A 12440-nucleotide genomic window follows, 5' to 3' on the forward strand; every position below is an offset into this window, starting at 1 on the left:
CAATAATCCATTTCTCCGCTGTTCTCTCCACCGTTTTCATTCGTATCGAAGCTGCTTGATACACAAATTGAATTGAGTCTACTCGCCTCTTTGACGCCGAGACACTTGGCGGGCTCACGCAATTTCTTGAGTAGTCTTTCCCTAAAGAACTCTCATGCGCTGAGGGTAGATTCCAGTTCAACAATCGTATCGATCATCGAACATTGGCATTACTGTTTGTAGAGTGGGCCGGCAAGCGTGGGAAGTAGCAAGCCAAAACTGACAGGGCTATCGCTATTGAAACGGCGAGTTTCCATTAAAACTATTTACCCATACCATCTCTACACAATTCATGGATCACCTCACGGATATTTCTGTCACGGATCTCCAGTCGGCCTTAGCGGAAGTGGAGGGTAAGAAGCCCACTCAAAGACTCATCGCGGCAATCGCGTACAAGAACGGTATCACACAGACTGAACTCGCAGACTGGTACGGAGTTGAGCGTCGCACGATTTATTCGTGGCTCAAGCGCCTAGAGCAGGAGCCACTGGTCGAAGCTGTCCACGATAATCATCGCTCTGGAAGGCCACGAAAACTTACTGACGAACAACGAATGACGTTGAACGAAACCCTTCACCAACCGCCGCACAAATCGGGATACGCTGAACGAGAATGGACACCATCCCTCGTTAGAACCTATATCCTCGACGCGTTTGACGTGTCGTATTCGATTCCAAGCTGCAGACGGCTGATGAATGAGGCTGGTCTGTGACCACAATTCGCGTTACCTGTTTGATTCGTACATTCGAGTAATTGATTTTGACTACTGGGTTCCTTATTGATTGATCAAGAGCTATCAGTTAGCGACGTCGTTCGGAAACCGGTTCGGTTCGCGTTTCAAAAGAGATTCATTTTACCCACGCGTGGTTCTCGGATGAATCTTTCAGCTGAAACTCGATTGCTTTGACCCACACAGAGGCTGGTCGAGAACTGAAACCTAAACTGAGAAAAAACGTTGTCCTCAGAACTGAATTCCACGCTCTGTGCATACACCCTCTGTATGCAGCCAACGGGTTGCATCTGTTTCACATCGTTGGTAGTGGGATACAGAAGGCGTTGAGTGAGAACTTATGATGGCGGACGAAACGGGAGCATCGGCTCCTCAATATTTATCACTGCGTCTGGTTGAATATTCAACAAATGTCCCTCGTCGCGATTGTCAGAAAAGACGTTCACGACTCTATTCGGTCGGGATCGTTCATCGCTATCACGCTGTTGTTCGCCCTCGTCGCCGGGTTCTGGGCGGCGATGAAGCACATTCCTCAGATGTATTCTGATACGACTACCCCGACGAGCACGTTGGCACTGCTCAATAGCATGGGTCAGCCGATGGCCTTCTTCGTCCCGCTGCTGGGATTGCAAATATCCTACGGTGCTATTTCCCGCGAGCGGGATAGCGGGAGTCTCAAACTAGCACTCAGTCTGCCTAACTCGCGGAGTGACATCGTTCTCGGGAAGTTTATCGGACGGGCTGCTGTTCTGTCTACCGCCATTCTTAGTGGCTATGCGGTCGTCGCTGGCATCGCTCTGGTCACATACGAGTCGTTCGCAGCTGTCAAATTCATCCTATTTACCATGCTAACGGTTTTCTACGGGACGGTCTATGTCGCAATCGGGATTGGGTTCTCTTCGGCGATGACGTCTCAACATAGGGCGTTTATCGGTGCGACGAGTCTCTTCGTCTTGTTCCAGTTAGGATGGGACTTGGTGACGGCAATTCTGCAGACGATTACCGTTGGGTACGTTCCCCCAGAGTCCGGTGTTCCTCCCTGGTTAATCGTCGCTCACGCGCTCAATCCAACAGCGGCAGTCGGCTATGCAACGCGTACGATTATCCCCACGTTCGACGAGATAATGTCGTATCCGGTCTCAGCCTCGTTCTACCCACCGAAGTGGGCTGGGTTCGCCATTCTCACGGCGTGGCTTGTTCTCTCACTTGGGTACGGCTATCGTCGGTTCCAGGCAGCGGACATTGAGTAAACTGCGTGGTGTCTACCACCCTACATAATCTACACCCTCATGTTCGAAATACACGTCATGCGGGGTGGGAAATTTCTTACGAACTTGCTGGAAGAACGTCGTCAATTCGGAGGATTGTCGTCGCGACGCTCGCTGCGGCTTCGAGTGCATAGCGCTTGCTCGTCGCTGGTTCGAGAATACCGTGTTCGACGACGTTACCGACAACCCGGTCCTGTCCGAGAACGCCGGTCGCCTTCCGGCTATTCCAGTGGGCCGCTCGTAGCGTGGTGAGCGTATTGACTAGGTCCATTCCGGCGTTACGAGCGAGTGTCTTTGGGATGCCTTCGAGGGCATCTGCAACCGCCTCGATGACAAGCGACTCTCGGCCACCAACTGCTGGTGCGGACTCTCTAAGCTGTCGAGCGACGGTGATTTCAATGGCACCACCACCGGGAACGACCTGCCCGCTCTCGACTGCAGCGCTGACAGACCGAATGGCATTCATGATGTTTCGTTCGAGTTCCCACCCGGACATCCATGTACTGCCATGGGCCAATACTGAGACGACCTGTTCACCAGCGCCACCCCAAAACAGGAGTGCATTCTGTTCGATTCCTGGGTACCGCCGTCGCTCAAGTCGGGCCGTTTTCCCGGTATCGGTGCTGTCGAAGTCGCGGAGATGGGTGTTGATGGTCGCGCCAGTGGCGCGGGCAACCTTCTGCATTCGGTCTGTTCGTGCGTTTCGTACGACGGCAATCTCTGCGGCATCGAAGTATGGGAGTAACTCGTCTTCAACGCGATCCCCGACAAGCACCACGTCTACGTCTGCAGCGATGAGTGGTTCGAGCAGTTCTGTAACGTGTTCGACTTCGAAGTCAGCGAAGGCATCGACGCTATCCGGATCGGAGAGCTCGTAGGTCACCGTTTGGGTGCTCGAATGACTATCGCTACTGAGCCGGTGGCGAATTGCCTCTGCTCTGGCGAATCCTTGGGTAACGACCGCGATGTTGGGATTGTCCAAGTTGGTTGGCTCGTAGTTTCCGGCGAATGATTTTTTCAAAACCATCCCGTCGACGAGTTCCGTATCGGTGATTGTCCCAGAGCGAAGCGATTCGATTTGTACGAGGTCTGTGTTCACCCGAACCTCACTCTCATGTTCCTGTGCGAGCGTTCGGACGGCTTCGACCGACCACTGGCTCAGGGTGTCGAGAATCGGCTCTGCCGTTTTCCCTTGGAGGGTTGTTTGGGCAACTGCTGTGAGCAGTTCGTCATCGGACAGCGTCACCGGCCGTGATTCGGCGTGGATAGTTTCGGTCGCAATGGTGACCGCCTCCTTGATTCCACTAGCGATAGTCGTCGGATGGAGTCCCTGTTCGATGAGTGGTTCGACAGCTCGGAGTATCTCGCTTGCATAAATCGCCGTTGTCGTTGTGCCGTCGCCGCATCGCTCCTCTTGTGCAGCTGCCACGCGGGCGATAACCCTGCCTCCGGGCGATTGAAATGGGAGGCGTTTGAGCAAGTACGCTCCGTTATTCGTCACTTCGAAATAGTTGCCAAGGCCATCGTCTGCATCGTCGGTATCGTACAGGAGTTTGTCCATCCCTCGCGGTCCCAACGTCGTGGCAATGAAATCGCCAACGATTTTCGCCCCAGTGATATTTTGTGATAGCACGTCACCAGAACCACCGGCCGACTCTTGAGAATCCGCCTGCTCTCTTTGCCTAAGAGAACTACTGCTCGTCTCACTGCGTGAAGCCATACCACACGAATGGTGCATGCCTCCCTTAATCTTCCGGTGGGCTGTCTATACAGTCGGGTGTATTGACAGCAGTAGCTCGGCTACTTCGTTTCCGTGAGCGAATCACGGTACACCGCCAGCTGGGCGAACAACGATTCATCGCGCGCTGCATATACGCTGTCCATATCTTTTCCCTCCCAGTTGTAAACCCCTTGTCCGGTTTTCACGCCGTAGTTTCCCGCTGTGACTAACTCAGTGAGAAACTCGTGGGGCTCAGTGCCCCGGTCGAGGTGGGGGAGGAGATGCGAGATTACGTCGTGGTGGACATCGAGTCCAGAGTGGTCGGACTTTTCGAAGATGCCGAGTATCGGCAAGCGGAATCCGAGGCTCCCTTTCACTGCTCGGTCGATGTCTTCGGCACTCGCAACCCCGCTGTTAAGCAACGATTCTGCCTCGTACGCCATCGCAGTCTGGATACGATTTACGATAAATCCGGGGATATCACGCTCGACGACGACCGGCGTCTTATCGATTGTTTCGAACAGCGCAGCGAGCGTAGTGACAGTCGAATCGGCAGTTTCGGTGCCTTTTACGAGTTCGACAACGGGCACGATGTACGGAGGGTTGAAGTAGTGGGTACCGACCACTCGCGATTGATTATCGACGACGGATGCAATCTCGGTAATCGACAGTCCGGACGTGTTCGTTGCCAAAATGGCTTCCTCGGGAGCGTGTGTACCGAGTTTGTCGAACACGGTCTGTTTCAATTCCATGTCTTCAGAGACGGCCTCTGTCACGAGGTCTGCATCCTGGACTGCCGTTTCGAGCGATGACTCGTATGAGATTCGTGCTTCGACCACCTCCGTCTCATCCTGCGTCAGCTCTCCGTGCGCGTGGAGTGTCTCAACGGTCTCGTGGATATTCTCGGCTGCCGTTTTCAACGCTGTTTCATCAATATCGAACAGGACGACGGATTTCCCTCCAAGTGCGAAGGTGAGTGCGATTCCGTAGCCCATCGTTCCCGCACCGACAACTGCAACCCGCGCTATCTCGGTCTCACTACTCGCTAATTCTGCTCCCATAGCACTGTGGTCACAGGCAACACGAAAGAACGTTGCCCTTGTCAGAAGACACCCTATTCAAATCGACCGGTCTCCTTGTACTGGCTGCCGAGTTCAACGTAGTGTTCGTGAACTCGCTCGATTTCAGCTCGTTGTCCCTCAGTAAGCGGTTTGGTTTTTGCGGGTGCCCCGTAGGCAAGATGGCCTTCTGGGATTGTCTGGTCCTGAAGCACGACGCTTCCGGCGGCGACGATGCAGTTCGATTCGACAGTGGCCCCTTTGAGAACTGTACTTTGCATCCCGATGAGCGAATGGTCCTCGACCGTTGCGTAGTCGACGACGACGTTGTGGCCAATGGTGACCGCGTCTCCAAGAAGCGCACCGTGGAGCATGGAAAACTCTTGGACGTTCGTTTCGTTTCCAACGACTGTTTCGCCGCCGTCACCGCGTAGACAGACAAACGGCCAGAGGCTCGCTCGCTCACCGACGAGAACATCCCCTATCAGGTATGCCATCTTCGAGACGAACGCTGACTCAGCAACCTGTGGTTTCGCGCCAAAGAGCGGTTCAGGAGAGAGGAATGACTGATTCTGACTCATGATTCGATGCACGCAGACTGCTGTGGTAGGTGTTGTGGTCTACGCGATATCTGGCAACGAGGGTTTAGCAGTCGCCAATGCTGCTGACGTATCGGATTCGAGTCGGGAAAAGAGAGGACAGACATTCGGGTGCAGAAAGGGCCGATGTGGCGTGACTATCCTTTCACACCTCCGGCACCGAATCCCTTCACGAGGTGATCCTGGACGAAGATGTACAGAATCAACACTGGTAGGGTCACAAGCGTCGTTGCGGCCATGAACTGCCCCCATGGTGGGTTCGCAGAGGTGAGCATCTGACTCAATCCCACCGGAAGCGTCTGCATCTGACTCGACGTCATGATGACCGACGCCCACAGATAGTCGTTCCAGGCGAGCGACCACGTGAAGATGGACGTTGCGATGATTCCGGGAAGTGCGTTCGGTAACACGACGTGGTAGAACGCCTGCATCCGCGAGGCGCCGTCGATCATCGCAGCCTCCTCTAATGAGTAGGGGATCCCGTTGAAGAACTCCCTGAGCACCCAGATGCTAAACGGCAGGGAGAACGTCAGATAGACCAATGACAGGCCAAACCAGGAGTTGTCCAGCCCCATATCGTTCATCAGCACGCTGAGTGGAATAACGAGCACGATCGCGGGGAACATGTAAATCAACAGAATCGAGCTGTCGATGAACTCCCTACCCATGTACTCGAACCGAGAGATGCTATACGCGCCAAGCGTCCCGAGCGTAATCGTCATCACCGTCGCAAAGGTGGAGGTGATGACGCTGTTGCGGTAGTAGAGGAAGAACTCAGAGTTCGTCTCGATCAGATCCGCGTAGTGGGTCAACGTCCACAGTTCCGGACTAATCTGTGGGGGCCAAGAGAACAACAGTTGTTCTGGCTGGAGTGACGTAATACCCATCCACAGCAGCGGAAACAGCGAGTAAACGACAGCGATTGACGCGAGCAGGTACAACAAGATGCGATCGCTCCGATCTCGAATCCGCTTTGGGACGTGTTGTTGTAGCCACTTCTCGACGCCGGCTGACGGATTGACTGAATTAAGCTTCATTTTTCGTTCCTCCTTGCTTGTAGAATTTTTGTAGATACAAGAAGCCAGCAACCATCATGATGACGAACATCACGTTCGCTATCGCGGCTGCGTAGCCGAAGTTGAGCCCCTGGTAGGCCTCTATGTATGCGTAGATGGGGAGAATCTGGGTCGAGATTCCTGGCCCCCCGCCGGTGAGCAGATAGATGGGTGCGAACTTCTTGAACATCCACACACTCCGAAGCAACACAACAATCACGAGGATGTTGTACAGTTGCGGGAGTGTAACGTATCGGAACTTTGCGAATTTGTACGCGCCATCTAGCTCAGCCGCTTCGTAGAGGCTTGGTGGAATCGTCTGGAGGCGGGCGAGCACGGTGATCACCACGAATGGGGTAAACCGCCAGACACCAAGCAAGATGGCCGTCGTCATTGCGTGTTCGTACCCGAAAAACACGATTGGTTCTTCGACCAATCCTGCCGTGACGATGAGGTAGTTGAACACCCCATACGTCGCGTTGAATATCCACCGGAAGTTGAACACCGCGACGATGGTTGGCACCATATACGGGAACAGAACTGCTCCACGGAAGAGCTTCCGTCCCTTGAATTCGCGGTGTAGCAATAGCGCGATTGCAACGCCGAGAACCAGCTGTAAGAACATGGTTCCAAACGCCCAGACCACGTTGTTCTTCAACGACACCCAGAAGTCGTTTGTCGAAAAGAGTCTGGTGTAATTACTCAAACCAGCCCATTCGAGCGTCATACTGAACCCTGACGAAGAATGGAAACCCAGGTAGATGGCGAACAAGAGTGGGAAGATGACGATCACTGCGAAAACGAGTAATGTGGGGACGATTAACGAAACGCCCAACTCGCTTTCAGTGATGTCTCTTCGCACCACTCGGGAGGCAAATCCTCTGATGGATTGCCAACTCCGTTTGTTACGTTCCATTATGCTCATCTGTAGTGGTTCCTACGAACTCATAGCGGTCAGTACCTTGTTCTGATTCACGCCAACTCTGCCACATCAGTTTCCGCTGCCATAGTTGGCAACCTCCTGTTCTGCTTTCTTTGCCATTTCTTTCGCCGCTTCGTCGACGCTGATGTTGCCCGCAAAGTAGCTGGAACCAGGCCCGCTCATCACCGGTTTCTTGATGATGTTTGCCAGTTCCGGGAACGCCTCGAACTCGGGGCCAGCACGGCACTTCGGGTGCGCTTTCCGGGTGTCAGCCACGAGATTATCACGGATCTCCGTTCCGTGTTCGTAGTCAGTCCACACGTCGAACTCATCCCATGCGTCCTGGTGTCCTTCGTACATCGGAACGGTGTTTCCGGGCGTTCCTTTCATGAACTTATCGACGAAGAATTCTGGCTTCACGTAATTCTTCCACCATTCGACGGCTGCCTCCTTGTTTTCACCTCCTTTGATGAGCTGGCCACCGTCACCCGACATGAGCGATTTCTCGTCGGGACTCGCCTTGTCGTTGTCTGGTTGGGCGTGTGAAAATGTCGTCACCTTGTCCGCGATGTCGGGTGTTTGTTCGATGACGTTGATGTACGTCCGACCCCAGTACTGACACGATGCAACCTTGTCGGCTGCGAAGTTGGTGTAGATGTCGCCGTAACTGAACGACTCTTTGCCCGGTGCGCCGTATTCGGCCATCGCGTTCCAGTGTTCTAAGGTGTCTCTCGTCACTTGAGAGTCGAACGCGACGTTCTTTTCGGGGTCGAGTGCGTTTCCGCCAGCACCACGGAGACGCGAGAAGAACACAGTGGCCATGTAGGCATTTTTCGCTGTCGAGATGGCGGTACCGTGGAGGTTCGGGAACTCGTCCGATTCGTGCGCCTTCTTGAGCACTCGCAGTTCGTCGTTCCACGACTCTGGGTACTCTTCACCGATGGCTTCGAGCACGTCTGTGCGCATCCAGGTGGTGTTCGATTGACTGTTCGACTGCATCGTGTAGAACGACCCGTCTTTATCGAGATAATGAGTCTCGGGGACGTCAGCGGCAATCTTCCCAGCAGACTCCTCAGCAGCATCCATCAACCGTTTCGGATCTTCGATAAACCCTTGGTCTTTCAACAGGAGATTCAATTCGTTGTCGAGGAAGAACACGAGGTCTGGCCAATCTTCTGTCCGCGCAGCCTGAACCAGCCGGTTGTAAATTTTCTCCCAGCTCGTGTACCCCATCTCAATCTCGAGGTTTTCGTGATTCGCTTTGAATGAATCGTTCGCTTCGTTGTAGGAGCGTTTCGAAGCTGATGAAGTGTACGTCGTCAGCAGTTTTAATTTCGAGCTTTCCGATGAGCCATCTCCTGAATCGGACTCAGACCCACCAAGACATCCAGCAAGCGCTGCAGCGCCGGCAGCCCCTGCGCCCGTGAGAAACATGCGGCGATTCCATTGTTCATCACCGTTAGGTGACTCTGTGTTGGTATGACTAGCCATACTCTACCTTGACCGTTGAATCACTACTACATTAATGTTACTCATACTTCCGTAACAATCAAGACGGATTATTGTCACAACGACTAACCTCTGTCTGCAACCGTAGTGTGGCTCTTAACGCAATTTTCGAGAGCTGAAACGGTGCGTTCATTCTTCCAGTTTCATCGTGGTGGTTGCGGTCCCCCTACAGGAAATTTTAACAGGAGTTGCATGCAGGAGATAGTATGGCTCGAAGATATGCTCGGCTGAAACGCGCTGTCGTTTTCCTCGAAGTGCTCTTCGGGTCACTTGCTACCGCGATCGCATTCAGTCTCTTCTTTCAACTTGCGAGCGGGGAACTTGCGCTTACGGGTGCCGAGCTTGATGAGCGTGTCCGTGCGGTGCTCGTCTTGCTTATTGCTGGGTTGGTGTTGTTCGCAGATGGACTCCGACGTGGGCGTTTGTGGTGGTGAAAAGTCAACCCGTCTCTTTCAGACCACAGCCCGACCGTCTGCAGCGTCAAAGAGGTGCATCCGCTCAGGGATAAATTCGATTTCGATGGTGTCGCCGCGCGCGACCTCCGTTCCCTCATCCACGACAACAATCACCCGTTCACCGTTTTTCTCGAGATGTAAGATATACTCGTCACCAGCTGTTTCGACCATGATAACCTCCATTCGAGCCGTGCGCGACGTCTCGCCTGTTGCCCCTCCTTCCGCGTTAACGTTGAAGTGTTGTGGCCTGACACCGAGAGTATAGTTGGCTCCATTGGTCGTTTTCTCTTGCATCGATACCACCGATTCTTCACCTGTAGGGAGCGTAATTTGGTGTATTCCTGTATCGAGAATCACCGAATCACTCTCGTGGGTCACCTCACAATCGAGGAAATTCATACTCGGCGTTCCGATGAAGTCCGCCACGAACTGGTTGGTGGGGTTGTTGAACAATTCCTGTGGTGCTGCCAGTTGTTGTATCTCTCCCTGATGGACGACAGCGACCCGGTCACTCATGGTCATTGCTTCGATCTGGTTGTGCGTGACGTACACGGTCGTCACACCGAGCTTCCGCTGAAGTTCAACGAGGGTTGCACGCATGTCCACGCGCAACTTCGCATCGAGGTTCGCGAGTGGCTCGTCGAGCAAGAATACCTCAGGGTCTCGCACGAGGCTCCGACCGAGAGCCACACGCTGTTGTTGTCCCCCAGAGAGCGCCTGGATCTCTCGGTCGAGCAGATCTTGAATCTGAAGCATCGCGGCCGCTTCCTCGACGGCCTCCGCTCGTTTCTGTTTTGCCATCCCCTGCATCTTCAACCCGAATTCCATGTTCCCTCTGACGGTCATGTTCGGGTACAGGGCATAGTTCTGGAACACCATCGCAATGTCACGTTGCTGTGGGGGAGTGTCGGTGACGTCGTGTGATCCAAACGAGATTGTACCGTCGGTTGCGGAAACGATGCCGGCGAGCATGCGTAGAATCGTCGATTTTCCACTGCCACTGGGGCCAACCAGTGTGACAAACTCACCATCTTGGATATCTATGGAGACGTCATCCACCGCGACGACGTCTTTACCGTAGACTTTCGTCAAATTTTCAATGCTAACTCTGGCCATGGTAACAACCAGTATACCACTCTATTACATAAATCATGTGTTAGGGGTGGCTGGAGACATATTATTGCTCAGCCACTGCTCTTTCCACACCTACGAGGCGGATTATGTCGGACGGGTCGTTTAGGCTCCTGGCGATGCGGGCTGTCCTCTGTCTCAGTACATGACCTTGCCAGCCGAGACGTTGATGTCTTGACCAGTAATTCGGTCTGACCCACTCGAACTGAGGAACACAGCGACTTTGGCGACATCTTCTCGTGAGACCAATTCGCCACGTGGGCTTGCCTCCTCTGCTGCCGCTCGAACATCAGCGTACTTCTGTCCAGTCGCATTCGCCTTCTCCTCGAACACCTTTGTGATTCGAGGGCCGTCGACGGAACCGGGACAGATGGCATTTACGTTGATATCGTGTTCGCCGACTTCAGCAGCGAGCGTTCGAGTAAAGCCGATTAGTCCCATCTTTGTCGTCGCATAGGGGAGTCGTTGTTCGAGTGGCCGCTTCCCGCTTACGGACGCGATGTTAACGATTCTGCCATAGGACTGGTCTTTCATTATCGGGAGAACCTCCCGACACATGTAGAACGGACCTCGAAGGTTGACGTTCATCGTCTGCTCCCATTCGTCCTGCGTTATCTCCTCGCAATATCGAGTCGGACCGGCGATTCCCGCATTGTTCACCAGAATCTCGATTGAGTCGAACGCTTCGAGCGCCTGGTCAACGGTGTGTTTTACGTCTGAAAGTTGCTGCAAGTCTGTTTCCACGGTAAGGGCTCGTTGCCCTTCGTCTTCGACGAGCTGTTTTGTCTCCTCCATCGCTTCTTCGTTGATGTCGGCGATTACAACGTCGGACCCACTTCGTGCGAGTTCGAGACAGATTGCTTGGCCGATTCCACGACCGCCGCCGGTAACGACGGCTGTGCTATTCAGGCTCACATGTTACGATGTGACTATCTAATATATAAGCATATTGACGGCGGGAGTGGCACTCTGCGCCTCGCCAAAAGTATAAGTAGTAGCTTCCCACCATTCTACTGGTATGGTATACAGTGGCTACCAAGACTACTTCGATAAGAAAGTCATCATCAGCGTCGCCACGACTGGTGGACTTCACGGAGAAGAAGCGAATCCGAACCTTCCAACGCAACCAGACGAGATTGCAGAAGACGTCCGCGAATGTGAGAAACTGGGTGCTTCGATTGTCCATTTACACGCTCGAAATCCTGATGGGTCTGACACCAAGTCCGTCGAACGATTCCAGGCGATTCGCGACGCAATCGACGAACGGTGTGAGGATATTATCATCAACTTCACCACCGGAGGTGGCCAGTCTCGCGAAGACCGTATCCGCCCTGTCTTAGAGACTGATCCGAGTCCCGATGTTGCGACGATTGATTTAGGTCCACTCAATTTCGGGCCGCGAACGGTTCGGAAATACTGCCGAGAGCAAAACGAAGAGTTCGCAACCCAGATGGCAGAACACGGTGTGAAACCAGAGATGGAACTGTTCCACCCCGGCCATTTTACCGAAGTGAACCACCTCATCAAAGAAGGCTATCTCGACGAGCCATACTGGTGTACGCTCATTCTTGGGATGCAGACGGGGACGATTCCGAATCCGCGAAACCTGCTTAATCTCGTCGATAATCTCCCCGACGGGGCTGAATGGCAGTGCCTCGCAGTCGGTAAACACCAGCTGCCACTGACTACGATGGCGATGGCAATGGGTGGGCACGTCCGAGTTGGGCTCGAAGATAACGTCTACTATCGCAAAGGCGACCTCGCAGAGAGCAACGCCCAGCTCGTAGCCAGAGCCGTTCGAATTGCAGGAGAATTAGAGCGTCCCGTCGCGTCACCGGCCGAGACCCGCGAGATTCTCGGGCTCTAACTGGCGGAGAATCTACGTAAACAACGTTTTTCGTGGCCGATTGGTAGGTGACCGACATCTGTCGGTGTTCGACCTCGCTCGATAGTA

At 53.7% G+C, this 12440-nt stretch carries 10 protein-coding genes and 1 pseudogene; 3 read left to right on the forward strand and 8 right to left on the reverse strand.

The window, feature by feature from the left end:
* Nucleotides 1-331: 331 nt before the first annotated feature.
* Nucleotides 332-748, forward strand: a pseudogene (locus V5N13_RS16090) (helix-turn-helix domain-containing protein); the annotation flags it as partial.
* A gap of 431 nt (nucleotides 749-1179) precedes the next feature.
* Nucleotides 1180-2019 (forward strand): ABC transporter permease, encoded by an 840-nt coding sequence (locus tag V5N13_RS16095; RefSeq protein WP_336361640.1) that lies wholly within the window; start codon nucleotides 1180-1182, stop codon nucleotides 2017-2019.
* A 76-nt stretch (nucleotides 2020-2095) separates the two neighbouring features.
* Here V5N13_RS16095 and V5N13_RS16100 read toward each other — a convergent pair whose 3' ends face one another.
* From V5N13_RS16100 to V5N13_RS16135, 8 genes are all read right to left on the reverse strand, one after another.
* Nucleotides 2096-3670 carry a TCP-1/cpn60 chaperonin family protein gene (locus V5N13_RS16100; RefSeq protein WP_336361641.1) on the reverse strand — a complete coding sequence of 525 codons (1575 nt, stop codon included), beginning with the start codon at nucleotides 3668-3670 and terminating at the stop codon, nucleotides 2096-2098.
* Nucleotides 3671-3837: 167 nt separating this feature from the next.
* On the reverse strand, nucleotides 3838-4818 hold the full coding sequence (locus V5N13_RS16105; protein WP_336361642.1) for a 3-hydroxyacyl-CoA dehydrogenase family protein: 981 nt from the start codon (nucleotides 4816-4818) through the stop codon (nucleotides 3838-3840).
* A 53-nt stretch (nucleotides 4819-4871) separates the two neighbouring features.
* Complete coding sequence (locus tag V5N13_RS16110; protein ID WP_336361643.1) at nucleotides 4872-5396, reverse strand: gamma carbonic anhydrase family protein; 525 nt, start codon at nucleotides 5394-5396, stop codon at nucleotides 4872-4874.
* Between the two features lie 155 nt (nucleotides 5397-5551).
* Complete coding sequence (locus V5N13_RS16115; RefSeq protein WP_336361644.1) at nucleotides 5552-6451, reverse strand: carbohydrate ABC transporter permease; 900 nt, start codon at nucleotides 6449-6451, stop codon at nucleotides 5552-5554.
* Entirely contained in the window at nucleotides 6441-7394 is a 954-nt protein-coding gene (locus tag V5N13_RS16120; RefSeq protein ID WP_336361645.1) for a carbohydrate ABC transporter permease, read from the reverse strand. Before V5N13_RS16120 ends, V5N13_RS16115 begins: the two co-directional genes overlap by 11 nt.
* Before the next feature lie 66 nt (nucleotides 7395-7460).
* Complete coding sequence (locus tag V5N13_RS16125) at nucleotides 7461-8882, reverse strand: ABC transporter substrate-binding protein (protein ID WP_336361646.1); 1422 nt, start codon at nucleotides 8880-8882, stop codon at nucleotides 7461-7463.
* Between the two features lie 470 nt (nucleotides 8883-9352).
* Nucleotides 9353-10471, reverse strand: a complete 1119-nt coding sequence (locus tag V5N13_RS16130; RefSeq protein ID WP_336361647.1) for an ABC transporter ATP-binding protein — start codon at nucleotides 10469-10471, stop codon at nucleotides 9353-9355.
* Nucleotides 10472-10624: 153 nt separating this feature from the next.
* Nucleotides 10625-11401 (reverse strand): SDR family NAD(P)-dependent oxidoreductase, encoded by a 777-nt coding sequence (locus V5N13_RS16135; protein ID WP_336361648.1) that lies wholly within the window; start codon nucleotides 11399-11401, stop codon nucleotides 10625-10627.
* Nucleotides 11402-11504: 103 nt separating this feature from the next.
* On the opposite strand from V5N13_RS16135, the gene V5N13_RS16140 reads away from it, so the two are divergent.
* A complete protein-coding gene (locus V5N13_RS16140) occupies nucleotides 11505-12353 on the forward strand; it encodes a 3-keto-5-aminohexanoate cleavage protein (RefSeq protein ID WP_336361649.1) in 849 nt (282 codons plus the stop codon).
* The last annotated feature ends 87 nt before the right edge of the window (nucleotides 12354-12440 follow it).

Origin of the sequence: Haladaptatus sp. ZSTT2, from assembly GCF_037081775.1 — an archaeon.
GTDB lineage: Archaea > Halobacteriota > Halobacteria > Halobacteriales > Halococcaceae > QDMS2.